The sequence below is a fragment of the Synergistaceae bacterium genome, from assembly GCA_031272035.1.
Lineage (GTDB): Bacteria > Synergistota > Synergistia > Synergistales > Aminobacteriaceae > JAISSA01.
In genome coordinates, this window is sequence record JAISUO010000121.1 from 26,633 (window position 1) to 50,407 (window position 23,775).

General features: G+C 56.5%; 23 protein-coding genes. 11 read left to right on the top strand and 12 right to left on the bottom strand.

Annotated elements, in window-relative coordinates:
- The first annotated feature begins 81 nt into the window (after positions 1-81).
- The 9 genes from argS (at position 82) to LBR61_14205 (ending at position 8,721) form a co-directional block, all read left to right on the top strand.
- A complete protein-coding gene (argS, locus tag LBR61_14165; GenBank protein MDR1733227.1) occupies positions 82-1,794 on the top strand; it encodes an arginine--tRNA ligase in 1,713 nt (570 codons plus the stop codon).
- Between the two features lie 5 nt (positions 1,795-1,799).
- On the top strand, positions 1,800-2,102 hold the full coding sequence (locus tag LBR61_14170; GenBank protein ID MDR1733228.1) for a septum formation initiator family protein: 303 nt from the start codon (positions 1,800-1,802) through the stop codon (positions 2,100-2,102).
- A 90-nt stretch (positions 2,103-2,192) separates the two neighbouring features.
- Complete coding sequence (locus tag LBR61_14175) at positions 2,193-2,363, top strand: YjfB family protein (GenBank protein ID MDR1733229.1); 171 nt, start codon at positions 2,193-2,195, stop codon at positions 2,361-2,363.
- A 352-nt stretch (positions 2,364-2,715) separates the two neighbouring features.
- The gene (gene glsA, locus LBR61_14180; protein MDR1733230.1) at positions 2,716-3,675 is read left to right on the top strand and encodes a glutaminase A; all 960 of its coding nucleotides are present in this window, start codon (positions 2,716-2,718) and stop codon (positions 3,673-3,675) included.
- A gap of 87 nt (positions 3,676-3,762) precedes the next feature.
- On the top strand, positions 3,763-4,488 hold the full coding sequence (locus LBR61_14185) for a DUF5058 family protein (protein ID MDR1733231.1): 726 nt from the start codon (positions 3,763-3,765) through the stop codon (positions 4,486-4,488).
- 29 nt (positions 4,489-4,517) lie between these two features.
- Entirely contained in the window at positions 4,518-5,192 is a 675-nt protein-coding gene (locus LBR61_14190) for a hypothetical protein (GenBank protein ID MDR1733232.1), read from the top strand.
- Positions 5,189-6,628: an amidohydrolase gene (locus LBR61_14195; protein MDR1733233.1), complete on the top strand. Its 1,440-nt coding sequence runs from the start codon at positions 5,189-5,191 to the stop codon at positions 6,626-6,628. Before LBR61_14190 ends, LBR61_14195 begins: the two co-directional genes overlap by 4 nt.
- A 131-nt stretch (positions 6,629-6,759) precedes the next feature.
- Positions 6,760-8,043, top strand: coding sequence for a four-carbon acid sugar kinase family protein (locus LBR61_14200; GenBank protein ID MDR1733234.1), 1,284 nt, complete (start codon positions 6,760-6,762; stop codon positions 8,041-8,043).
- 66 nt (positions 8,044-8,109) lie between these two features.
- Positions 8,110-8,721: a class II aldolase/adducin family protein gene (locus LBR61_14205; protein ID MDR1733235.1), complete on the top strand. Its 612-nt coding sequence runs from the start codon at positions 8,110-8,112 to the stop codon at positions 8,719-8,721.
- A 9-nt stretch (positions 8,722-8,730) separates the two neighbouring features.
- On the opposite strand, the gene LBR61_14210 is transcribed toward LBR61_14205, so the two are convergent.
- Genes LBR61_14210 through LBR61_14225 form a run of 4 tightly spaced genes read right to left on the bottom strand, consistent with a single transcriptional unit; the run spans position 8,731 to position 12,124 of the window.
- Positions 8,731-9,756 (bottom strand): D-cysteine desulfhydrase family protein, encoded by a 1,026-nt coding sequence (locus LBR61_14210; GenBank protein MDR1733236.1) that lies wholly within the window; start codon positions 9,754-9,756, stop codon positions 8,731-8,733.
- A gap of 37 nt (positions 9,757-9,793) precedes the next feature.
- On the bottom strand, positions 9,794-10,816 hold the full coding sequence (gene hypE / locus LBR61_14215; GenBank protein ID MDR1733237.1) for a hydrogenase expression/formation protein HypE: 1,023 nt from the start codon (positions 10,814-10,816) through the stop codon (positions 9,794-9,796).
- Entirely contained in the window at positions 10,795-11,892 is a 1,098-nt protein-coding gene (gene hypD / locus LBR61_14220; GenBank protein ID MDR1733238.1) for a hydrogenase formation protein HypD, read from the bottom strand. Before hypD ends, hypE begins: the two co-directional genes overlap by 22 nt.
- Positions 11,879-12,124 carry a HypC/HybG/HupF family hydrogenase formation chaperone gene (locus LBR61_14225; protein ID MDR1733239.1) on the bottom strand — a complete coding sequence of 82 codons (246 nt, stop codon included), beginning with the start codon at positions 12,122-12,124 and terminating at the stop codon, positions 11,879-11,881. The genes hypD and LBR61_14225 overlap by 14 nt, the downstream gene beginning before the upstream one ends.
- A gap of 287 nt (positions 12,125-12,411) precedes the next feature.
- Between LBR61_14225 and LBR61_14230 the strand changes: the two genes are divergently transcribed.
- The gene (locus tag LBR61_14230) at positions 12,412-13,431 is read left to right on the top strand and encodes an HAD-IA family hydrolase (GenBank protein MDR1733240.1); all 1,020 of its coding nucleotides are present in this window, start codon (positions 12,412-12,414) and stop codon (positions 13,429-13,431) included.
- The gene (locus LBR61_14235) at positions 13,431-14,693 is read left to right on the top strand and encodes a replication-associated recombination protein A (GenBank protein ID MDR1733241.1); all 1,263 of its coding nucleotides are present in this window, start codon (positions 13,431-13,433) and stop codon (positions 14,691-14,693) included. The genes LBR61_14230 and LBR61_14235 overlap by 1 nt, the downstream gene beginning before the upstream one ends.
- Before the next feature lie 19 nt (positions 14,694-14,712).
- Here LBR61_14235 and LBR61_14240 read toward each other — a convergent pair whose 3' ends face one another.
- The 8 genes from LBR61_14240 to LBR61_14275 all read right to left on the bottom strand — a co-directional run.
- Positions 14,713-15,498: a hypothetical protein gene (locus LBR61_14240; GenBank protein ID MDR1733242.1), complete on the bottom strand. Its 786-nt coding sequence runs from the start codon at positions 15,496-15,498 to the stop codon at positions 14,713-14,715.
- Position 15,499: 1 nt separating this feature from the next.
- Positions 15,500-16,348, bottom strand: a complete 849-nt coding sequence (locus tag LBR61_14245) for a polysaccharide deacetylase family protein (protein ID MDR1733243.1) — start codon at positions 16,346-16,348, stop codon at positions 15,500-15,502.
- 140 nt (positions 16,349-16,488) lie between these two features.
- Positions 16,489-17,838 (bottom strand): sodium-dependent transporter, encoded by a 1,350-nt coding sequence (locus LBR61_14250; protein ID MDR1733244.1) that lies wholly within the window; start codon positions 17,836-17,838, stop codon positions 16,489-16,491.
- A gap of 565 nt (positions 17,839-18,403) precedes the next feature.
- Positions 18,404-20,245 carry an ATP-dependent zinc metalloprotease FtsH gene (gene ftsH, locus LBR61_14255; protein ID MDR1733245.1) on the bottom strand — a complete coding sequence of 614 codons (1,842 nt, stop codon included), beginning with the start codon at positions 20,243-20,245 and terminating at the stop codon, positions 18,404-18,406.
- 144 nt (positions 20,246-20,389) lie between these two features.
- Positions 20,390-20,905 carry an ACT domain-containing protein gene (locus tag LBR61_14260; GenBank protein MDR1733246.1) on the bottom strand — a complete coding sequence of 172 codons (516 nt, stop codon included), beginning with the start codon at positions 20,903-20,905 and terminating at the stop codon, positions 20,390-20,392.
- Positions 20,906-20,949: 44 nt separating this feature from the next.
- Positions 20,950-21,921 (bottom strand): homoserine kinase, encoded by a 972-nt coding sequence (gene thrB, locus LBR61_14265; GenBank protein MDR1733247.1) that lies wholly within the window; start codon positions 21,919-21,921, stop codon positions 20,950-20,952.
- Positions 21,918-22,973: a threonine synthase gene (thrC, locus tag LBR61_14270; protein MDR1733248.1), complete on the bottom strand. Its 1,056-nt coding sequence runs from the start codon at positions 22,971-22,973 to the stop codon at positions 21,918-21,920. Before thrC ends, thrB begins: the two co-directional genes overlap by 4 nt.
- A gap of 556 nt (positions 22,974-23,529) precedes the next feature.
- The coding region (locus LBR61_14275; protein ID MDR1733249.1) for a hypothetical protein at positions 23,530-23,775 on the bottom strand (246 nt) is incomplete at its 5' end.

Sequence of the window (23,775 nt, forward strand, 5' to 3'; positions counted from 1 at the left end):
CTTCCTGAACAATTTATAATTTAGGATATACATATTGGAGGGGTTCGCGTGCCTCAGACGGGGAACAAAAACGGTGTAAAAATGAGAAATTCCATTGAGGTCGATCTGAAAACGATTTTGCTGAAGACGATTGAAAATCTTGCCAGAGCGGAAAACAAAGCTCTTCCCAAGGATTTGGACTTTGAGATTGAACGCCCCAAACGGGAAGGACAGGGCGATCGCGCCACCAGCGCGGCGCTGCAGCTGGCGAAATCCTTTGGCGTTTCCCCCCGGGATTTGGCCGTAAAAATAACGGCCATGATGCAAAAGGAACTGGCCGCGGCGGGAAAAGCCGATCTTGTAGAAAAAATCGAAGTCGCCGGGCCGGGCTTCATCAATTTCTTTTTGTCCAAAAACTGGCTGTACGCCGTTCTGGAGGATGTCCTGAACGAGGGGGAAAACTATGGAGCCTCCAATCTGGGGCAGGGACGTCGGGTACAGGTGGAATTCGTCAGCGCCAACCCAACCGGTCCCCTGCACATCGGGCACGGTCGCGGGGCGGCCGTAGGAGACGCTTTGGCCAATCTTCTGGCCTTCACCGGCTGGAAGGTGGAGCGGGAATACTACATCAACGATGCGGGGCTCCAAATGGAAATTCTGGGGCGTTCCACTCAGGCCCGCTATTTTGAGGTTCTGGGATGTCCGGAGAAGGCTCCCTTTCCTGACGACGGCTACAAGGGCGATTATATTTACGACCTGGCGAAGACCGTCATTTCCCAGGAGAAGGAGCGATTTCTCTCCATGCCGCTTTCCGAAAGCCTGCCCTGGTTCAAGCGTTTTGCGGGAGACACGATTCTCGGGGAGATCAAATCAGACCTGGCGAATTTCGGCGTCATCTTCGACGTATGGTTTTCTGAAAGCACCCTTTACACCCGCAACCTGGTGCCTCAGGCCATGGAGCATCTGAAAAGCCGGGGTTACGCCTTTGAGTCGGACGGGGCTCTGTGGTTCAAATCCTCGGACTTCACGGACGAAAAAGACCGCGTCCTGATCCGCACGAATGGAGTGCCCACCTATTTCGCCTCGGACATCGCCTACCACAAGGAAAAATTTGACCGAGGGTTCGACAGGGTCATCGACATCTGGGGGGCCGATCATCACGGATACGTTCCCCGCATGAAGGCGGGCGTGGAGGCCATTGGACGTTCTCCCGACGACCTGTGCGTTCTGCTGATCCAGTTCGTCAATCTGGTTCGGGATGGAGTCCAGGTCCCCATGTCCACGAGATCGGGGCAGTTCGTCACCCTGCACGACGTGGTGGAGGAGGTGGGAGTGGACGCCACCCGGTACTTCTTTCTGACCCGCCGCAGCGACAGTCAGCTGGACTTCGACCTGGAGCTGGCCAAACGTCAAAGCAACGACAATCCGGTCTACTATGTTCAGTACGCTCATGCCCGCATCTGTAGCATCTGTCGGGAACTGACCGAACGGGGCGGCAGGATGCCCGAACTGACAGCCCTGAATCCCGACAGCGTGAAAGAGGTGCTGGATGGAGAGGAAACCCGCAGACTGCTAAACGCTCTGGCGTTCTTCCCTCAGGAGATTGAAAACGCGTCGCTGGAGACGGCCCCCCATGCGATCACGACCTGCGCCTATAACCTGGCGGGATGTTTTCATTCCTTCTACAATACGAACCGCATCCTGGGAGAAGCTCCGGATGTGGAAGGAGCGCGTCTTCTGGTGGCGGAAGCCGTTCGCGTCGTTCTGGTCCGCTGCCTGAAACTTCTTGGAGTCTCCGCTCCGGAAAGGATGTAAAATTCGTGCCGCGTCTGCGTTGGGTCATCATCACTGCCGTCGCGCTTCTGGCCATTTTTATCGCAGGCACGGTCTATTTTTTTGAATTTCGCAGAATCGGCGATTTGAAGGCCGACGTGGCGAAAAAACTTGTCCGGCTGGACGAAAAAGAACGCAGTGTAAACGAATATCGGGAAAAGGTCGAGTTCTACAAAACGAAAGAGGGAATCGCCCATCTGGCCCGGGAAGAGTACAATCTGGCTTTTCCCGGCGAACGAATCTACATCATCGTCCCCGAGTCGTCCGATCCCGTCCCTCCCCTGCCCTGACAGCGGGTTATACTGAATCAGGCCAGGCGAACTCAGGAACATGCTTCCGGAAGCCGATACTGAAACTGAGATGCGAAGGAGGTGACGGCCATGGATATTACTACGGGCATTGCGCAGGCTTCGATGACCATGTCTCTGGTCAAAGTTGCTACGGAAGCACAGACGGCAGTGCTGAAGAACGTCATGGACACTCAGAAAGAGGCCCTTTCTATCCTTCTGCAGTCCCTCGGTGTGGGGCAGCAGATCAACATTCAGGCATAAGGGCGCGGGTGATCACATCTCATTTGAAAAGGAGGGGCCCTGCCTCTCCTTTTTTTGTATTGTTCATCGTTTACTGTCAAAATCACTGTTTTTACGAGCAATTTGACTGATGCCATCCTTTCATTCGTATATTAGACTGCAGTAAAACAATTCATGATTTCAATATCCTTCCGGCAAACACTCCTGTGAGCGGGAAAGACTTGAGACAGAGTGAACGTTGGCGTATGACCCTAAAGGAGAGTTGAGACTATGCAACGATGGATACCTTTTCAGAACCGCTGTCCGGAAACGGCGCTGTCGATCATTTGCGGCCCGCTTCGCCGGGCCCGAATCTCAACAGAAAAAAACTGAAATGATGAACTGGAACGCGAAACATCCCACTCAGGAATTGCTTGTCAGCGCCCTCAGATCCTGTCGTGCTCAGCCAGGCGAGGGCGGCATCGCGTCTTATATTCCGGAGCTGGCATCCGTAGATCCTTCGCTTTTTGCTCTGTCCATGACGACGATGGAGGGAAAGAGCTTTTCGGCGGGAGACAGCGACTATCTTTTTTCGATGCAGTCCATATCGAAAGTCGTCGCCCTTGCTTTCGCTCTTGAACATTACGGCGCGGACTGCGTATTCAGATATACGGGCATGGAGCCCTGCGCGGAGGCGTTCAACTCCATCCTGAAACTGGAAACCAGATCCTCCATACCCATGAACCCCTTTATCAACGCGGGGGCCATCTCCATTTGCTCGCTCATTCTCAACCGGCACGGAGTCAACGCCCTCCAGGATGTGCTGGAGTTCATTTCCTTTCTGATTCTTCGGGAACAGGGAGGGAAACGTCCTGTCCTTTCCGTCAATCAAAAGATCTACGAATCCGAAGCCACCACAGCCGACCGCAACAGATCGCTGGCTTACTTCATGCATGGCAGCGGAACTCTCGCCTGCGATGTGGAGGAGACGCTTGCTCTTTATTTCAGCCTTTGCAGCACAGAAATTCACACAGAGGACCTTTCCTTTATGGGAGCGACCATTGCCAGAGGCGGTATCAACCCCGCCACAGGCAGAAGAGTGCTGAGCCAGGACACAGCCTGCGCCCTTCTCGGACTCATGGCAACCTGCGGACTTTACGACGAATCGGGAGAATTTGCCGTCCGGGCCGGAATCCCCGCCAAAAGTGGAGTTTCCGGAGGGATTCTCGCGGTAGTTCCAGGCCAGATGGGACTGGCGGTTTTCTCCCCGGGCATTAACACGAAGGGCAACTCCATTGCGGGGATGAGGGCCCTGACCTGGCTGTCCCGGGAAATGCGTCTGAGAGGTCTGTGACAAATCGTTTTCCCCGGCATTCGTTCTTTATGTTCAATTGTCCGTTGCTAAGTATTTTCGGTTTTTATTGGTTAGGAGGTATTCCCGTTGTCTGAATCTATGAGTGAGATACTGAACGGCAACATCCTTTTTCTCGTGTGCGGCGTCATTATCATTTACGTGACGATCCAGGCTCTTCTGTTCATCCGTCTCGCCTGGCGCCGGGGAGGAGAACTTGGTCTGGAAGAACGAACCATGCGTCAGGCCATGACGAACAGCGCGGTTTTTTCCATCATTCCCTCGCTGCCCATCGTCATTATGCTCATGGTGCTGACCCAGACCTTTGGACGCTATTTCCCCTGGCTCCGTCTGTCCGTCATTGGCTCGGCGGCCTATGAAAACATGGCCGCCGACATTACCGCTAAATCCTACGGGCTGACCGGGCTCAAGGATCCTGCCTTTTCTCCGGAAATCTATGTGGCGGCTTTCTGGGTCATGAGCGTCGGCATCATCTGGGGAATCGTGTTCAATATTTTTTTCCTGGGAACGCTGGACAAAAAAGCCAAAAACCTTCAGGAAAAAGGCGGAGGGTTTATACAATACGCCAGTACGGCCCTCTTTATGGGTATGCTGGCCGTTATGTCCGCCCCTTATATCACCAACACCAGGAACAAAACGGGAATCTTGAGTTTTTGCGCGGCAGCGGCGGCCGCGCTCATCATGGAAAAAATAGCGCGTAAAAGGGACATCAGAGTTCTTCGGGAATTTTCTTTCCCCATCAGCCTTCTTATCGGCATGTCCGCCGCTGTTTTGACGACTCCCCTGTTCCGTTAGCCATTTCAAAAAATTTGGAGGTGTTTATATTGGATCAGGATCGTTCTTTCGATCTCGCGGTCAACAGGCTGGGAAAAATCTCCAGTATCGCAGCGCTTCTTTTCATGGCGGCGGCTCCCCTGTATATCACCTGGGCCGTGGGAATCTCTCCGGATACAGGGAAGATATTCACCGCCATATTTAACGTGGCTGTGGTCTTCATTCCCGTCTGCTGTATCGAAAATATCTCATATTATCCTGTTCTCGGGGCAGGCGGTCTCTATCTCAGCTGCATAACCGGAAATATCCTGAACATGAAGCTGCCGGCTTCCGTTTCGGGAATGAACATCGCCGGGGTCAACCCGGGCAGCAAGGAAGGAGAAGTCATCTCCATCCTCTGCATAGCGATTTCTTCCATTACGACGGCGGTCATCCTCTTCATCGGTATGCTGGGAATTGGCTTTTTGGCCCCCTGGCTTGAATCTCCCGTCCTGAAACCCGGGTTCGACAACGTCATGCCCGCTCTGATGGGAGCTCTGTCCGTTCCTTTTTTCTTCAGAGACAGGAAGCTGAGCGCCGCTCCACTGATCATCGCCGTCGCGATGTGCTTCATTCTGGGCCCTGTCGGCGTTCAGCGCAGTCAGAGTTTCATCATGCCGCTGGTTATGGTGATCAGCGTTTTTGTTGCCTGGATTTTATATAAAAAGAGGAGCCTTGAAAGATGACAGCGCTCAAAGATAAAATTTCCATGCTGGTGGAGAACAAACGGGATACTTTTATTGCGCTCAGCGACAAAATTTGGGATTGCGCGGAAATTCGTTTTGACCTCCCCCACTCCGCCGACGCTTTCTGCAAAGTTCTGGAAAGCGAAGGATTTCAGGTCGAACGCGGACTTGCGGGAATGTCCCACGCCTTTATCGCCGCCTGGTCCAACGGCCCGGGGCCCTGTATCGGATACCTGGGCGAGTACGATGCACTGGCCGGACTCAGCCAGATGGAGAACTCCGCCACTCGAACCCCGAAAGACGAAGGCCGACCGGGACACGGCTGTGGTCATCAGGCGCTGGGTGCCGGAGCTCTGGCCGCTGCCGTAACCCTGAAGGATTATATGCGGGAAAACGGTCTGAAGGGAACGGTGCGTTATTACGGCTGTCCCGGAGAAGAGAGCGGTTCGGGCAAGGCCTACATGGCCCGGGCCGGACTGTTCAGCGATTTGGACGCGGCTCTCACCTGGCATCCCTACGCCGTCTGCCGGCCTCTCTCCATGAGCAGCCTGGCAAATTATCAGATTTATTTTCATTTTAAGGGAATCGCCGCTCATGCAGCCGCCGCCCCTCACCTGGGGCGCAGCGCGCTGGACGCCGTGGAGCTCATGAACGTCGGCATCAACTATCTTCGAGAACACGTCATTCAGGAGGCTCGAATTCACTACGCCACGATCGACGCCGGAGGGGACGCCCCGAATGTGGTGCAGCCCCGCGCCACCTCCCTCTATTTTATCCGGGCGCCCAAAACCACTCAGGTCCGGGAAATTTTCGCCCGAGTGAAGGACGTTGCAAAAGGAGCCGCTTTGATGACGGGGACGGAGCTGACCATCGAATGGGACAGCGCCTGCGCGGAGCTCATCCCCAACGAAACGCTGGCTCGACTGGCCCATGAAAAAATGATGGAGCTTGGACCTTATCCTGTAACTCCCGAAGAAGAGGCCTATGCAAAACGTTTTGTGGAAACATTGAGCGATCAGGACCGAGAGCGGGCCTTCAGCAGTCTTATTCAGACCTATGGCCCTTCGTTCACGGAGGAGGCCAGGAGAATTTCCGCCAAAGCGGTGGCTAACGATATTCTGCCGTTTCATGCCACGGAAGCGGCTCTTCCCGGCTCCACAGACGTGGGAGACGTGAGTTTCAACGTGCCCACGGGGCAGATTGGCGTCGCCTGTTTCCCCAACGGAACCGTGGAACATTCCTGGCAGTGGGTGGCCACAGGAAAATCCGGAATTTGTCATAAGGGAATGCTTTTGGCAGGGAAAACTCTGGCTCTGACCGGCGCGGAACTGCTGCAAAACCCCGACCTGATCGAAAAGGCGAAAGAAGAGTTTCGCGTCCGCACTGCCGACAACAAATATCACTGCGCCATCCCTCCCGAGGTGACCCCTCACTGACGGTTAATCGCGCAAATAATTGAATATCGTCGTTTTTCCAGACCTCCCGAAGACAGCGGGGGGTTTTTTGTATCCATAGACTATAATAATATCAATTCAAAAAGGTATATTTAAAGTTTGGAGTGTAGGGCATGAGTGAGAACACCGGCAAAAAACAGACGCTGTTTCTCGGTTGTGTGGCCGACGATTTTACAGGAGCCAGCGACGCCGCATCTTTTTTGGTGAATGAAGGTCTGCCCGTCCTGCTGTACAATGGAATTCCCAAAAACGCGGAGGGACTGGAAAACTGCGCCGCAGCGGTTATCGCGCTCAAAAGCCGCAGCGCCCCGGTCAGCGAGGCGGTGAAAGACAGCCGCGAGGCCTTTCGTTTTCTTGTGGAGAATGGCGCAAAGCAGCTTTACAGTAAATATTGTTCCACTTTCGACTCCACATCCACAGGCAACATCGGCCCCGTCACGGATGCCATGCTGGATGAGCTGAATCTGCCTTATACCCTGCTGTGTCCCTCCCTGCCGGTGAATAAAAGGCAGGTGAGAGACGGACATCTTTATGTGGAGGGTGTGCCTCTGAACGAAAGTCCCATGAAAAATCACCCCCTCAACCCCATGTGGGACAGCTTCATCCCCACACTGATGAAAGATCAGGGAAAATATCCCTCTCTGGTTCTGAACGCCGGGATGCTCAATGACCCTGCGGGAGCGGCCCTCAGAGAAGTGAAACTTTTCGGTGAGAGACACCCCCGCTTTTACGTGGTGCCAGATTATGAAAATGACGAACAGGGACGAAGAATCGTAGAAATTTTCGGTTCTCTCCGTTTCCTGACGGGAGGTTCCGGTCTTCTGGGCCCTCTGGCGAACCGCTGCAGGAGGGAGTACGGCGCTCCGCGAGAGTTTTCCGTGGAGAGCAAAACCTCGGGGCCGGGGATTCTTCTTTCAGGGAGCTGCTCCAAAGCCACGCGGGAACAAATTCAAACGTATCGGAAAGCGGGAGGCCCCGCCCTTGCCGTGAGTCCCGACCGTTTGCTGGACGGGACTCAGACGGTGGACGAGATCTGGAGTTTCGCCCAGGAGCATGACAATCCCCTGATCTACAGCGCGGGGGCCGAGCCCGATGGAAAACGGGAGCCGGAGGCGGACTCGGAAAAAGCTTCCCGAATTTTGGAAAAAACCATGTCCCAAATCGGCCGACGCGCTTTCGAAAGGGGTTACACCCGTATCGTAGTTGCGGGTGGAGAAACCTCCGGAGCGGTTATGCTCGCTTTGGGGTTTGACGCTTTCCTGATCGGTCAAAGCATCGCGCCGGGGGTTCCTGTCATGGTTCCCGTTCAGCGCCGGGACGTTCGTCTGGCTCTGAAATCGGGCAATTTCGGCCAGCCGGATTTCTTTGCCCGGGCGCTGGAAATGACGGGCCGATAAAAAACCCTCTTTAGGCCTTTTACTTTAAATTGGTATAAAAATAGAAAAAAGGCGAGGAATGAGACGATGAGCAATACTCTCGAACTGCTGGAAAAAATCGAACTGGCGATCTGGATCGGAAAGAGCCTGTTTGAACGAGGAAAGACCGCCGGGGCTTCCGCGAACATGAGTTTTCTCCATGACGACCGGATATACATCACCGGAACCGGCACCTGTTTCGGCACGCTGACGCGAGATTCCTTTGCGGCGGTGGACCGGTCGGGGAACCTGCTGGAAGGGCTGCCTCCCAGCAAGGAAATGCCCCTCCATCTCGCGCTCTACAATAAAAAACCCAAAACAGGCGCAGTCATCCACACCCACAGCTTTCACTCGGTTCTCTGGTCCTGTCTGGCTCACGACAATCCGACGGACGTGATCCCCTCCTGGACGCCTTATCTGAAAAATCGTCTGGGAACTGTTGGGATCATCCCCTATGCGCCGCCGGGTTCTCAGGAGCTCTTCCGGCTCTTTGGCGAGCGGGTCGAAAAAAGCGACGGTTATTTGTTGGCCAATCACGGCCCGGTAGTCGGGGACAAAAATCTGATGTCCGCCTTCCACAGTCTTGAAGAGCTGGAGGAAAGCGCCCGTGTCGCCTGGGCTCTGAAAGACGAAAAAACAGCCGTTCTCATTCGAGAGTGATCATCAATATTAGATTTCGTTCACACCGTTCCGCAGTTCCTTTTCAAATTCGACGCGATGATGAAGGGTGTAGATGCCCGGCAGACCGCCCGTGTGGACCATGATGATTTTTTCTCCCCGCCGGATTTTTCCTTCGCGCGCCATGTCAAGGATGCCGGCGAAGCATTTGCCGGTGTAACAGGGGTCCAGGATGACGCCCTCTTTGCGGGCCATGAAATAAATCGCCTCGCGGACCTCCCGGCTGGGATTGTTGTAAGCGCCCCGCGTATAACCGGTTTCGACGTCGAAGTCGGCGCGCGTCGCGTCGATTTTCAGACCGAAGGTGTTTTTGACGCTGTGGAAGTAATCCATGAGGCGCTTTTCTTTTGCTTCTCGAAAAGGAGAGATGGCAACGCCGGTGCAGCGCAGGGGAGAGTGTTCGTTTTTCAGGCCGCAGCATAAGCCCATGTACGTGCCGAGACTGCCCACGGGGACGAAAACGCGCGCGTCGTCGAGGCCCATTCCGTGAGCCTGGAGGGTGGTTTCCACGGCGCATTCGTAATATCCCAGAGCGCCGAGGTCGTTGGAGCCCCCCATGGGAATGCGATAGACTTTTTCGCCCTGCGCTTCGTATTTCCGGGCAAGCTGGGCGGTCAGCTCCTCCAATTGCTCGTCTTCACCGCGTCCGTCGTCCTTTTTGAGAACGACCTCGCTGCCCATGAGGCGATCCAGCAGGATGTTGGCGGAAATTTCACCGGGGTAATTATCGATACAGGCGATGACGCATTTCAGGCCGTATTTCGCGGCCACCGCCGCGGTCAGGCGTCCGTGGTTGGTTTGCGCGCCGCCGACGGTCATCAGCATTGTCGCGCCCTGATCCATAGCGTCCTTCAGCAAATATTCCAGTTTGCGCAGCTTGTTGCCCCCCACGCCCAGGTTCGTCAGATCGTCGCGTTTCAGATAGAACTTGATCCCCAGCTCTCCGGAGATGCCGGACAGATACTCCATCGGCGTGGGAAGGTTCAGAAAAGAGATTTTTTTGCGTCCCAATAACATGAGTTTTTCCTCCTGCGTTTTTTGAAGTCAAACGGTTTCAGCAGATTCTGGGCAGAATCTCCCCAACGGGCATGTCCACGCAGCGCATCCCTCCGATCCGTGTTTTCATTCCGACCATGCGGGGGTGGTCGGCGACAATGCGTCCGATGACCGCCGCGTCCCTGGAGATCGAATTTTGACGAAGCAGGTCCAGACATCCTTCCGCCTGCTCCGGGGCGACGGCGACGACCGCACAGCCCTCAGAGGCCAGATACAGGGGATCGAATCCCAGAATGTCGCAGATCGCGTTTGTCTCCCTGTTGGCGGGCAGGTTCGTTTCCACCAGCTCGACCCCCAGGGAAGCCCCTTCCGCCCATTCGCAAAGCACCGTCCCCAGACCGCCTCGCGTGCAGTCCCTCATGCAGCGCAACCCATCAAGAGCCATCAGAGGCTTCAGGGACGGCCACAAAAGGGCGCAGTCGCTGGTCAGCCCCGGAGCGGCAATGTTGAAGCGGGCGGCGGCCAGAGCCGCTCCATGACGGCCGGGGGACGTGGAAAGAATCAAAACATCCCCCTGCCGAAGATTCGAGGTCTGGAGAGTTCGGGAAGACATTTTTTTCCCCATGGCGCAGGCCGCGATAAAAATTTTGTCCGCCATGCCGTGGGGCACGACCTTGGTGTCTCCCGCGATCAGCCGGATATTTCCCTCTTTTGCCGTGCGGGCCGCGCTTTCCATGTAGCGGTCCAGGAGAGAGAACTCCAGCCCCTCTTCGATAATCAGGGAAAGCGTCAGCCAGCGGGGCTCCACGCCTCGAACCGCCAGATCGTTGGAGGAACCGCAGACGGCCAGTTTCCCGATGTCGCCCCCGGGAAAATCCTGGGGCGAAACGGTAAATCCGTCCATTGTGACGGCAATATCCGCATCGTTCCCGCCTTTATCGAGAAAGGCGCAATCCTCCATCTCGAATCCCTCCGTCTCGAAACGGGAGAGAATGCGCTCCGTCAGCTTCTGAGTCAGACGGCCTCCGCTTCCGTGTCCTGAGGTTACGGCGTCCTCCTTCATTGATGATACCTGTACCACGCTCCACACGTCCCTTCACTGGAAACCATGCAGGGCCCCACCGGGGCAAGGGGCGTACAGACCCTGCCGAAAAGTTCACATTCAGGCGGCGAAATCAGTCCTGAAAGCACTTCGCCGCAGCGACATCCGTTATCGACGACATCTTCGGCGGGGTCGAGACCGAATTTTCTCACGGCGTCGAACTCCCCGTAAGGCTCCGCGATGCGACAGCCGGAACCGGCAATGACTCCCAGCCCCCTCCATCGGGCGTCGCAGGGCTCGAACACCTCCGACAGAATCCGGCGGGCGGCTGGATTTCCCTCAATGGGGACGTCCTTCAGCCGCCAGACGCTCAGGCGAAAATCCCGTTCGGCCACCTGTCTGGCAAGGTCTGTCATGCAGGCCAGAATTTCCTCCGGCTCGAACCCGGCGACAGCGGCGGCTCTGCGAAGTTTTTTCGTCAGAAAGGCGTATTCGTCGAGCCCGGTGACCACCGTCACGTGTCCGGGCAGAATAAATCCGTCGATTCTCAGGTCAGGATTGGAACAAAGGGCGGACAGGGCCGCCGGAACCGTTTTGTGCAGACAGAGAACGGAAAAATTATCGAGGCCGTTTCGACGGGCCTGCTGCAGGGTCACAGCCGTCGCGGGGGCCGTGGTTTCGAAGCCGACTCCGAGAAAGACCACCTCCCGCTCCGGATTTTTTCGGGCGATCTCCATGGACTGGATGGCTGACGTCACGACCTCCACCGCCGCCCCCTCTCCCTTCATCTTCAGCAGGGATCCGGAAGAGCCGGGAACCCGCAGCATGTCGCCATAAGTGAGAACGACGCAGTCCCTTTTCGCCAGAGACAGGGCCATGTCGATCTCCGACTGATCGGTGACGCAGACCGGACAGCCCGGCCCGGAAAGCACACGAAGCCCCTCCGGCAGCAGGGAACGCAGCCCCGATCGAAAAATGGCCACGGTATGGGTGCCGCAGACCTCCATAAACGTGAGAGGACGCCCCGCACACTCCAGATATTCGCTCAGTTTTCCCCGCAGGGCTTCGATATTCGCTGGCCCCTCACGGGGCGCTTTCAGGTCAGACTCGGGCAACGGAGGCCTCCGCCGCTTCATTGAGCTCCTTCCAGAGGGCGATCATTTCCTCGGATTCTCCCCTGTCCAGCTTCTGAATCGCGAAACCGGCGTGAACAAGGACGGTATCCCCCACCGCCGGATCTTCGATCAGGTCCAGGCGAATTTCAACTTCGACGCCGCCGGATTCAGCCCGGGCCGATCCATCATCGAAAATTTCCACTATCGTATAGGGCACAGCCAAACACATCATAATTCCCTCCAAATGACATATCTTTCTTATTGTACACGTTTCCCGCGGGCAAATGAACAGCGGTCGATTCAATTTCAGGCCTCAAAAGACGGAGAATATGAGAAAATCCACTTCTTTACGCTTTATCTTCCGGGTAAAAGAGCGTTATACTCCTTCTGAAAAAAGGAAAACGGCATCGTCCTGCAGGGGACATTCCCGACCCTGCGCGAGACTGGTTCGTCAAAAAAGGCGCTCGAAAAGTTGTACGGGGAAACTGACGGTATCACCCGAATCGAGGAGGACTCCAAATGCAGCAGACTATTTCTCCGCCCTTCTGGCACCCCGCGTGTTCGGGGGCTTTCATTCTCGACTGGGACGGGGTGCTGGCCGACACCCGGTTGGACTTCGGCCCTCTGCGTCAAAAATATTTCGAGGGGAAAATCGTCCCTCTGATCGAGGCCGCGGACCGGCTGCCGGAGTCCGTCCGAGACGAAGTGAAGGCGGAGATTCGCAGAATTGAAATGGAGGGCGCGGAAAAGGCCGTGCCCGTGAAGGGCGCCCGGGACCTCATCGCCTGGCTCAACGATTCCGGCAAACCCTGGGCGGTGGTATCGAGAAACTGCCGGGATTCCATCCTGCTGGCGGCGGAGCGATGCGGAATAACGCTTCCTCCCGTTCTGCTCAGCCGGGAAGATCCCCACGTGAAACCCGCGCCCGAAGCTCTGGCCCTGGCGGCAAAAAAGATGAAGGTCCGCCTGGCCGACTGCGTCATGACGGGAGATTTCATCTACGACATTTTAGGGGCGCGCCGCGCTGCCATTCGAGCCGTTCTGGTCCAGCGAGGGGAAACGGAATGGTCCCATCTGGCCGACGCCGCCTGGCCCACGGTCGAAGAATTTGCCCATGCCCTTGCCCATCCCTCGCCTCTGGTCCCCTGGGAGTATCATGACCTGACGCGAAAATACGGAACGGAACACCTCAAAGCGGCCGCCCGAAATATCTACCGGCTGAGCGGAGCGGATGGAGTTTGCCTGCAGGTTCGTACCCTGGCCAGGCTGGGGGCCTTTCGTTTCAGCATCCCCGAGGAGGCAAAGCTGGGCCTCTCCGACTGGAAGGACTCCACATTTCCCGCCCAGGCCATCGACATGCCCCTGTCTCCCCTTTTGGAGGACCTTATGGCGGCCCACTGGCCCTGTGTGCAGTTCGTCCCTCCGGAAACTCAGGATCGAGAGCCCTCCCATCGCGTCCAGGAGGTTCCTCCGTCGCTTCAAGGCGCGGAACTTGAAAATTTTTTCATCGACTCTCTGAAGTGGACGGCAAAAACATAATGATCCTTTCCGAGACGCCCCTCGCCGAAAGAATGCGCCCCCTGACCCTGGAGGAGTACTGCGGACAGCCCCATCTGATGGGCGAAAACGCCCCCCTTCGCAGGCTGATCGAAACGGGTCGGGTGCCCAGTTGTGTTCTGTACGGACCGCCGGGGGTGGGAAAGACCACGCTGGTGCGTCTGATCGCCAGGGCCACTCAACGCAGCCTTCTGGAAATCAACGCGGTCACGGCGAAAGTGGCGGAGCTTCGGGATCTGGTGGAGGAGGCAAAACGCCTGAAGATCATGGGCGGAGGGACGTCGGCTCTGGCTTTCATCGATGAACTGTATCATTTCAACAGCTCCCAGCAGAACGTCCTGCTCCCTTCCGTAGAAAAGGGAGACCTGATTCTCATTGGGACGACCACGGAAAATCCCCGTTACGAAATCAACAAAACCCTGCTTTCCCGCATGATCATCTTCGACCTGAAACCTCTGACGCCGGAGGAACTTCTACCTCTTCTGCGCCGGGCGATGGAGGACAAAACACGGGGGCTGGGCGATCTGGAGGTTCGGGCGTCGGACGAAATTCTGCTGGGCATCGCGACCGCCTCCGGTGGGGACGTGCGACAGGCCCTGACCCGCCTCGAAGCCTCGGTTTCCTTCATAGCCGCGACCGGAGGAACCACTCTCACCTCCGAGGCCGTCGAACAGACCGTGGGAAGCGCCAGTGTCCGTTTTGACAGAAAAGGAGACGACCACTATTCGATCATCTCCGCCATGATCAAGAGCATTCGCGGCTCCGACCCCGACGCCGCGGTCTACTGGCTGGCCCGCCTTCTGGCCGGAGGCGAGGACATTCGGTTCATCTGCCGCCGGATCCTGATCTCCGCGGCGGAGGACATCGGTCTTGCGGATCCCGCGGCCCTTCAAATCGCCGCGGCCGCCACCTTTGCCGCCGACATGACCGGCCTGCCGGAGGCCCGAATCATCCTCTCCGAAGCCGTGATCTATCTGGCTGCCGCCCCCAAGAGCAACAGCGCTTACCTCGCGGTGGATCGGGCCTCCGCCGAAATCGAAAAGGGCGTGCTCCAGGCCGTTCCCCATCACCTGAAACCCGATGGAAGCGGATACCTCTACCCTCACGACGACCCCCGCCACTGGCTGCCCCAGCAGTATATGGAGTCACCCCGTCGCTACTACTATCCCGGCTCGCTGGGGTATGAACAAAATATCGCCGCCCGTTTAAAAAAATTCTGGCGTCGATTTTTGGAAGAAAACTGAATTTAAGAAAGCTGAATTTTCACGGATGCCGGCGTTCCCTGTTCCATTTTCCCGACATCGCGTAAAAAACAAAAATGTTTATCCCCAAAGCGCAGGCCGTGGCCAGTGAATAGATAACCGCGGGATGCCAGGTCGGGAGGGTCAAAACGGCGACGACATAAAAACCGACGCAGGAGTAAGAGCCGACGAGGACTCCTCGTTCCAGCCGGCAAACGGCCAGACGCCCGTACAGACGGTGCGAAAAAGTCGACATGACTGAGATCGAGACGGGAAAAGTTGAAAGAAGGCCGCTCAATTGAGGACCCAGAAAGCTCGATACGGCGGTCAGGACGACGACGATAGCCGTGGCGGCGATCATGCGGAAGGGCAAATCCCAGGAAGGAGCCGCCGCGGTGGACACCGCTTCGGTGCAGGCGGGCAGGGCGCGACAGCCGAAGGCGATGACGCTCAGGACCAGAAACAGCGACACTCCGAAGGGTAGCGACGCTCCTGAAAACAGCGCGACAACCGCAAAATACGCCGTCAATCCCGCGACGACGGTCAGTGGCCATCGACAAAAACGGGAAACGCGTTCATAAGCGAGACTGAAAGCAGCCACGGCAATAATCCCGTGGAGCGTGCTGCGCGCTGAAGCAAGGGCAAAATCCCTGCCCCGTTCCATCAGGAGAAAGGCGGACACCGGACCGGAAATCAGGGGAAGTCCCACGAACCAGCCGCCCACATCCGGCCCCCAGCGTCTTGAAATCAGCGTCAGAACTGCCACCAGAGACGGAATCAGAACAAGCTTGAACAGGACAATGGCCAAATCACTCTGCCTCTTTCTCAGTAAAACATTCTGACAGTCTGACAAATCGAAAGTCCCGCTCCCGCAAAAAGGGCAAGGAGCGTTTCAGCCCGGGCAGCGTCCCCGAACCAGGGCGATTCATGTGCATGAGAACGATTTCTCCGCCTCTGGCGGAGCGAAACGTTTTTTCGACCTGATCGGCCGAGGCCGTGGCCCCGAAGTCGCCGTTGAGTGAAAATCCCGCGATTTTACAGCCCAGGGTTTTCACGAGACGAACCGCCACGTCATCGTAATGAGCGCCTCCCGCGCGGAAAAATGCCGGACGCCGCCCCGTCAGGGTTTCTATTTTACTCACGCCCTCCTCGACCTCGTCGAAAGCCGCGGCGACGCTCTCCGTTCCCCGAAGGTTATAAGCGAATCTCCCCGTAACAGACAGGGGCCTGTGTCGCATTCCGTGGCTGCCGATCTCAAAAAGGGGATTGGCGGCCAGCATTGAAAAGACGTCTTTATGGGCTTCGATCCATTGCCCGCTGACAAAGAGCGTTGCTGGAATTTTGTTTTTTATCAGAAACTCGATCAATTCCTGGTCATAACCATCGGGGCGTCCGTCGCAGGCGTCGAAAGTGAGGGCCAGAATTTTTTCTTCGGTGGGAAGGCGCGTGGTTATCCCTTCCAGGTCCATGCCCCAGAAACGGGGTTTCTCCTCCGCAAAACGGGCGATGATTTCGGTTTTGAGAAGATCTTCGGCACAGGCTCTGAGGGAAGCGCAGACCGAAACGGCAACGACCACCGCCACCAACAGGCCGCCGCCAGAAAATTTTCCCCGCGGGAATCTCCAGCGGTTTCCATGTTGCCCCTGCCGAAACGTCATCTCAATCCTCGACCCTTCTCAATTTCAGCTATGGCATAGTTTACCATACAAAGAGCCGGCGATGGAGACAAACACAGCCCGATCTCCACCACCGGCTCCAAATCAGCTCAGATTCAAATCCTTCAGGTATTTCAGACCTTCTACCATTTCAGGCCTGTTGCGAAAATATAAAGAATGGCCAGAGGGGAAAGAATACGCACACACCAGATCCAAGCCTTCATCAGCCCAAATGAGATTTTTCCTTCGTTGGTCAGCTCGCTGCAGGCTTTGTCGAGCCAGATCCATCCCACAAAGATACAGGCCAGCAGAGAACCGAGAGGCAGAAGGATATTGTTGCAGACATATTCCACGGCGTCGAAGAAAATCTTGCCATGAATAGCCGGGCTGCCGCTCAGGGAGAGGGCGGACGGAACGCCCAGCAGCAGAATGATAATTCCCATGCTGATGGCGGCTTTGGAGCGCTTCAGGCCGAATCGTTCCATGGCAAAGGCCGTCGCCACCTCCATGAGAGACATGGACGACGTCACGGCAGCAAAAAACAGAAGCAGGAAAAAGAGGAACGAGAAGAGCATACCAGCGGGCATTTTAGCGAACACCGCCGGCAGCGTCACGAAGGAAAGCCCCGCCCCCTGGGCCGGCTCCAGCCCCATGGCGAAAACCGCGGGGAAAATGGCCAGTCCCGCCAAAAGAGCCACAAGAGTATCCAGAGAAGCCGTCCACACGGCCGCCGAGGGAATACGTTCCTCCCTGCCGAGGTAACTTCCGTAGGTGATCATGACGCCCAGGCCCAGGGACAGTGAGAAGAAACTTTGCCCCAGCGCGTCCAGCATCGTTGCTCCGGTCAGTTTGCTGAAGTCGGGTTTCAGGTAGAACTCGATTCCCGCCTCGGCTCCCGGCAGGGTGACGGAACGGACAATCAGAACGAGAAGGATCACGAAAAGCGTCGGCATCATGACCTTGCAGGCCCTCTCAATTCCTTTTCCGATACCTCCCAGCACGATCAGCATGGTCAAAATCATAAAAACAGCCTGGAACAGCACAACCTGCCAGGAATATCCCACGAACGCGCCGAAGAACTCGCTGGTTCCCCCCGATGCGGCGACGGGCATGAGAACGCCCAGGCTCTCGATCATGTACTTGATCGTCCAGCCTCCAACCACGTTATAAAAGGAAAGCGTCAGAAAGCCTCCGGCAATGGTTCCCAGCCAGCCGATCAAAGACCAGAAGGGATGAGCTCCAATGGCGCTGAAAGCGGCCACCGGCGCCTTCTGTGCCGCGCGACCGACGGCAAACTCCACGAGAACGACGGGAAGCCCTATGAAAACAGTGATGATCAGATAGACCAGAACAAAGGCAGCGCCGCCGTTTTTCCCCACCAGATAGGGGAAACGCCAGATATTGCCCAAACCAATTGCCGATCCCGCTGCAGCGAGAATAAAACCTATACGACTGCCCCAATGCTCCCGTTGTTGCACGCTATTATCGTTCAAAGCTGCGACCTCCTTATTTCGGAGAGAAAACGAAATCTCCCCTTTACTGTTCTGAAACGGAAAACACCTCATGGCGAAGCGCCTTCCGTCCAGTTTCACCTTTAAAAAATCAGGATGAGCGATGCGCAGACATTCCACTTCCGTGCCGGCAACTTTTCGGAATTTTCCTTCCGGAATTTTTTTGCCTGATTTCTCTGTTTCGGAAATTCTGATCAAATTTTTAACATACATTTCTTTTAAAACAACAGTATTTCTTCGTATTTATATTTATAAATCTACTCTATCAATATATTTTATGCATATTAGTTTATTAAAGTACAAAAGTTATAAGCAATGAACTAAATTAAATGCTTCGGTAAAAATAATGAAAAGAATTCCAGTGAAAGGACAGGTAAAATTTAAATCAAAAATTCAGCGGAGTTCGGTTCCGGCGGGGCGCGGCTCAATATGAAAAGGTTGAAACACCAGCCGGAGAAAATTTTTCAATTTCGTTTTCTCCTGCGGCGTTTCAACCTCAAAAATGCAAATCAGAAGTCCAAATTCAAACTTTTACTTCAAACTGGTATCAGTTTTTCGTTGACTCGATAATTTGCTTCATTTCGTCTCCCATGATGATTTCGTTTTCCTGAAGGACGTTTGCGATTTTGTCCAGCACGACCCGATGAGATTCCAGAATTTCCATGGATTTTTCCTGAGCCTGGGTCAAAATATCGCGAATTTCTCTGTCAATGGAGGCCGTCGTCTCCTGAGAGATGTCGCTCCTGTTCGAGGCCGGCGTGGCAAGGTACGCCCCCTCCGGGTTCGAGTACCGGACGGGGCCCAGGTTCTTCGACATGCCAAACTCCGTCACCATCCTGCGGGCAAGCATGGAGGCTACTTCGAGGTCGTTGGCGGCCCCTGTGGTCGCTATGCCGAAAATGAGCAGCTCCGCCGCTCTGCCTCCCAGCATCACAGCCAGCCTGGCGCGAAGCTCATTTTCTCCCCTCAGGTACTGATCTTCCGTGGGAAGCTGCATCGTGTAACCGAGGGCCCCCTTCGACGTGGGGATGATGCTTATCTTGTGCACGGGGTCTGCGCCTGTGAGATAGAACGCCGTGAGCGCGTGTCCCGTTTCGTGATAGGCGACCTTCTTTCGCACCTCCGGCGACAGGGGTGTTTTCTTCTGAAGTCCGGCGACGACCCGCTCGATCGCCATGTCGAAATCACGGAACCCCACCTTGTCCGCGTTCCGGCGAACGGCCAGAAGGGATGCCTCGTTGACGATATTGGCGAGCTCCGCCCCGGAAAATCCCGGCGTGACTTTGGCGATGTTCTCCAGGTCGGCCTCGTTCTCCAGCGGCACCTCACGGGTGTGTATTTTGAGAATGCCCAGACGTCCTTCCTCCGTGGGCAGCGTCACCTGCACCTGCCGGTCGAACCGGCCGGGACGCACAAGGGCCTGGTCCAGAATCTCCGGGCGGTTCGTGGCCGCCATGATCACCACTCCCGTATTGGCTTTGAAGCCGTCCATCTCGGCCAGAAGCTGATTCAGGGTATTTTCCCGCTCACTGTTGCCGCTCATGGCCGCCAGATTGGAACGGGCCTGACCGATGGCGTCGATTTCGTCGATGAAAATAATGCAGGGAGCCTTTTTCTTCGCCTGGTCGAAAAGGTCCCGCACCCTCGCCGCGCCGACGCCGACGAACATCTCCACGAAGCTGGAGCCGGTGAGAGAGAAGAACGGAACACCGGCCTCCCCTGCCGTCGCTTTCGCCAGAAGGGTTTTACCCGTTCCGGGAGGCCCCACCAGGAGCACTCCCTTGGGAAGTTTGGCCCCCAGCCGGCTGAAGCGGGCCGGAGTTTTGAGATAGTCGATAATCTCCCGAAGCTCCACCTCGGCCTCGCCGACACCTCCCACATCCGCGAACTTCACGCCGGTCAGCTCTCCCTGTATCGCCTGGGTGTTGTTCTTGCCGAAGGAGAGCACGCTGTTGCCCATGCCGGACATTTTTCTGTACAGGAAGTACCAGATCAGGAAGAGGGGAAGAAACGCCACGACCCAACCCATGAGGGCGTTCAGAAGGTTCTCCGTCTGTTTCACTTCCGCGAAATCGACCCCCGCCTCCATCAGGCGATCGACGAGTTTCGGATCCTCCACCCGAACCACGTTGTGGGACTGGAGGACCGACGCCGGCTGTCCCGGCGCGACAGGCTGGCCGCCCTTCAGGGTAAACGTGATTCTGTCCGTTCCCAGCGCGACTCGTTCCACCTGTCCCTTCGCAAGGAAGTCCAGGAAGGTTTTGTAGGAAACTTCACGTTCCTGGGCGATGTAGGGACGGAAAATCATGTCGTTGAAAATCCATATGATGAAGATCATCAGGATGAAATAGGCGAGAGAGAACTGCGTTCGTTTCTTGTTGGGCTCCATAAAGCCGACCTCCTGTAATCTTTTGCACTCCGGAAGAAGAGGCTTCCCGTTCCTCCGGGATAATTTCACGTTGACGCGATTATATTAACAGAAGAATATGACTTTACGGGAACGCATTTCTCCCGGGGCGGGATTTCATGCGGTCTAAACCTCCAGATCCTCCGGAAAGGCCTTTTGCAGGGCTTCGACAGCGGCCGAGGCGCTGGGTTCGGCGACGACGCAGGTGATGTCCAGAGCATTGGAGACGATCATTTCGATGTTCACTCCGGCTTTTGCCAGAGCGGAAAACATTTTCGCGGGAACCTCGGGATTGTCCCCCAGATTCCGGCCGCAGACGGACACCCGGGCCACCTCCGTGTTGAAGGAGACCCCCTGAGCTCCCACCTCCGCCGCGACCTTCCGGCAAACGACGATGGCGGCGTCCAGGCGTTCCTTTCGCACCAGAAAGCCAATGTCCGTCATGCCGCCTCTCATGTTGTTCTGGACGATCATGGCGGCTCCAACCTGCTGCTCCGCCAGCGCGGAAAAAACCTTCGCGGCCACCCCCGGAACGTCGGGAACACCCAGCAGGACAATACGCGCCGCGGAGTGATCGCTGCGAACGTCCTCCACGACCTTTTCCTTTGCTGATGGAGAATTCAGCACAATCAAATCCTTCATGATTTTTCTGTCCTTTCCTGCATTATCATCATATTTTACTCATTTTACATGGCGATCAGGTAATCCGATTCCTCTTCTGAAGAAGGGCGCCGGACCGTAAACCGGCAGCCTCCGGCGGAGCCCTGCAGGACGAAGAAACGGGAGGTGACGCCGTACTCCGAGAAGGTACGGCACAGGGTGGAGGCCACGGAGCCGGGAGCGCCCCGGACGAGGGCGACGATGGTGGGACCGGAGCCGCTGATGGCCACGCCGAAACATCCCGGCAGCGACCGGACGCGGTCCATAATCACCTCGCCTCCGGGGAAAAGACGGGATCGGTAGGGCTGATGCAGCCGGTCCTCCATTCCCCAGGACAGCAGATCCCACTGTCCCGTGGCCCAGGCGGCGCTGAGAAGCGCGGCTCTTCCAAGGTTGAATACGGCGTCGCCAAAGGGAACTTCACGGGGCAAACTGTTGCGGGCATCGGGGGTCCGAACCTGAACGTCGGGAACAGCGGCGACGACGTGGATGTCTTCCGGCAGCGGAGGAAGTTTGACATGACGCAGATCCATGCCGTCCCAGCAACAGACCGTCATTCCACCCAGGTAGCAGGGCACGACGTTGTCCGGATGTCCTTCAATGACCGTCATCACCCGCAGCAGCTCGGACTCCGGAGCATGACGGCCCGAGATCAGGTTGGCCAGAACGACCCCCGCCACCACCGCCGTGGAGGAACTCCCAAGCCCTCTGCAAAGGGGGATGACGTTGTGACATTCCAGCACAAAGCCTCGCGGTGAAACGTTCCAGATTTCACAGGCCCGAATATAGCTTCGGATCACCATGTTGCTCCGGGCGCTGGTCAGCTCGCTCTCGCTGAACCCCTCGCCCACCACGTCGCAGGAAAACAAGCCGCAGGGCTGGAGCTTCATGACGTTGAACACGTTGTAAAGCGACAGCGCCATGCCCAGGGAATCAAAGCCCGCGCCCAGGTTCGCGCTGGTCGCGGGAACGCGAATGGAAATCAGCGGGCCGTTCATCGCGTCAGACTTCCCGGTTTCAGGACCCGCAGGAGCTCGTCGAGGGTGTCTCCGATCTCCACAGGAGCGGTCACCTGCTTCATTGCCGTATCCGGGTCCTTCAGGCCGTTCCCCGTGAGGACCATGACCACTCGGATGTTTCGGGGAAGCCGGCCGAGTTCCTTCAGTTTTACGAGGCCGGCCAGAGGAGCGCAGGACGCGGGTTCCGCGAACACTCCCCCCTTTGAGGCCAACAGTCGCTGGGCGCTGAGAATTTCGTCGTCCGTGACGGAGTTGAATTCTCCTCCAGAGGCGGAAATCGCTTCTCGGGCAAGATCCGCGCTGACGGGATTGCCTATGCGTATGGCCGTGGCAATCGTTTCAGGGTTCGGGCAGGGCTGTCCCGTGACGAGAGGCGCGGCCCCCGCCGCCTGGAAGCCCATCATGCGCGGCGTTTTCGATATTCTGCCCAGCCGGCGGTATTCCGTATAACCCGCCCAGCAGGCGCTGACATTGCCCGCGTTGCCCACGGGGATGGCGTGCCAGTCCGGCGCGTCCTTCAGGACTTCGCAGACCTCCCAGGCCCCCGTGCGCTGTCCGATGAGGCGATAGGGATTGACGGAATTGACGATGGCAAACCCCCGCATCTCGGCCGCTTCCCGGGCAAGCTCCAGAGCTTTGTCAAAATTTCCCCGCACCGCGATAACCGTGGCTCCGTAGATGAGGGCCTGAGCCAGTTTCCCCAGAGCGACCCTGCCCGCGGGCAGCAGGACGTAACAGGGAAGCCCGACCGCGGCGGCATAGGCCGCGGCAGAGGCCGACGTGTTTCCTGTGGAGGCGCAGATCAGGGCCCTGGCCCCTGCCTCCAGAGCTTTGGCCACAGCCAGGACCATACCTCGATCCTTAAAGGAACCGGAAGGATTGCAGCCCTCGAATTTTCCCCACAGTTCGATTTCCAGCCGCTCACCCACGCGGGGCAGAGGAATCAAAGGCGTGTTTCCTTCTTCGAGGTTCACCGAAGGCGTCGATGCCGTCAGAGGCAACAGAGGCGCGTAACGAGCGAGAATTCCCATGCGAAACCCAATCCCTTCCACATTTAAATAAAAACCTGGCATTTAAATAAAAACTCTGCATTATTTAAGCAAAACTTCGCATTTAATTAAAAATATAAATATTGATAAAATATCGAAAATAACTTGAAAATATGAAGTAAAAAAAATCTCGCCCCCATATTTCTCAGGAGACGAGATTCATTCATCCCGCGTTTCCACTCCAATTCCGTTCTCTGCCTCCGGGTCTGCTCCAACCGGAAAGAACGGCGCCTTGTTATGCGCTGTTCGGGGCGCTCCCCTGCATCTTACCCTTTTGAAGCCACGCGCCGCAAAAAGCTCGATGCCCGCTCCAGGTCGGTGAGACATGGACGCCCTCCAAGGGGTCTTTCAGCCGGTGAACCCCTCTCTCTGTGGAACGCGTATTTCCTGCCCCTTTGTCCCTTCATCGCGTTTCCTGACAAAACGATACCGGTTATATCACTCCTCAGGGGAAACTGTCAAGCCTCGTATGCCTGCCCGTTATTCGTCTGTGATAATGTCCTCATGCAGCCTGACTATCGTGGCGCGGTACGCTGGATTATTTGTTTCCGTCAAGTTGCGCCTCCAGTTCGGCAATACGCGCGCGAAGCGTGGTGTTCTCTGCCTCTTTGTCGGCGACAACGCTCTCCCACCTGGCGCGTTCCTGCTGACGGGCGTGTTCGAGTGCCGAGGCTTCATTATGACGCGCAAGCGAACGCAAACGTTCCAGTTCTTTGAATTCCGGCCTGACCACCGTGGCGCGGTACGCTTCGACTGCCTGATTCATTTCCGGCACCTCCAATGC

What these genes read in the sequence shown, in the direction of transcription:
- argS (MDR1733227.1), top strand. Translation starts at nt 82, where the DNA reads ATGAGAAATTCCATTGAGGTCGATCTGAAAACGATTTTGCTGAAGACG.
- LBR61_14175 (MDR1733229.1), top strand. Translation starts at nt 2,193, where the DNA reads ATGGATATTACTACGGGCATTGCGCAGGCTTCGATGACCATGTCTCTG.
- glsA (MDR1733230.1), top strand. Translation starts at nt 2,716, where the DNA reads ATGATGAACTGGAACGCGAAACATCCCACTCAGGAATTGCTTGTCAGC.
- LBR61_14195 (MDR1733233.1), top strand. Translation starts at nt 5,189, where the DNA reads ATGACAGCGCTCAAAGATAAAATTTCCATGCTGGTGGAGAACAAACGG.
- LBR61_14200 (MDR1733234.1), top strand. Translation starts at nt 6,760, where the DNA reads ATGAGTGAGAACACCGGCAAAAAACAGACGCTGTTTCTCGGTTGTGTG.
- LBR61_14205 (MDR1733235.1), top strand. Translation starts at nt 8,110, where the DNA reads ATGAGCAATACTCTCGAACTGCTGGAAAAAATCGAACTGGCGATCTGG.
- LBR61_14210 (MDR1733236.1), bottom strand. Translation starts at nt 9,756, where the DNA reads ATGTTATTGGGACGCAAAAAAATCTCTTTTCTGAACCTTCCCACGCCG.
- LBR61_14225 (MDR1733239.1), bottom strand. Translation starts at nt 12,124, where the DNA reads ATGATGTGTTTGGCTGTGCCCTATACGATAGTGGAAATTTTCGATGAT.
- LBR61_14230 (MDR1733240.1), top strand. Translation starts at nt 12,412, where the DNA reads ATGCAGCAGACTATTTCTCCGCCCTTCTGGCACCCCGCGTGTTCGGGG.
- LBR61_14235 (MDR1733241.1), top strand. Translation starts at nt 13,431, where the DNA reads ATGATCCTTTCCGAGACGCCCCTCGCCGAAAGAATGCGCCCCCTGACC.
- LBR61_14245 (MDR1733243.1), bottom strand. Translation starts at nt 16,348, where the DNA reads ATGACGTTTCGGCAGGGGCAACATGGAAACCGCTGGAGATTCCCGCGG.
- ftsH (MDR1733245.1), bottom strand. Translation starts at nt 20,245, where the DNA reads ATGGAGCCCAACAAGAAACGAACGCAGTTCTCTCTCGCCTATTTCATC.
- LBR61_14260 (MDR1733246.1), bottom strand. Translation starts at nt 20,905, where the DNA reads ATGAAGGATTTGATTGTGCTGAATTCTCCATCAGCAAAGGAAAAGGTC.
- thrB (MDR1733247.1), bottom strand. Translation starts at nt 21,921, where the DNA reads ATGAACGGCCCGCTGATTTCCATTCGCGTTCCCGCGACCAGCGCGAAC.
- thrC (MDR1733248.1), bottom strand. Translation starts at nt 22,973, where the DNA reads ATGGGAATTCTCGCTCGTTACGCGCCTCTGTTGCCTCTGACGGCATCG.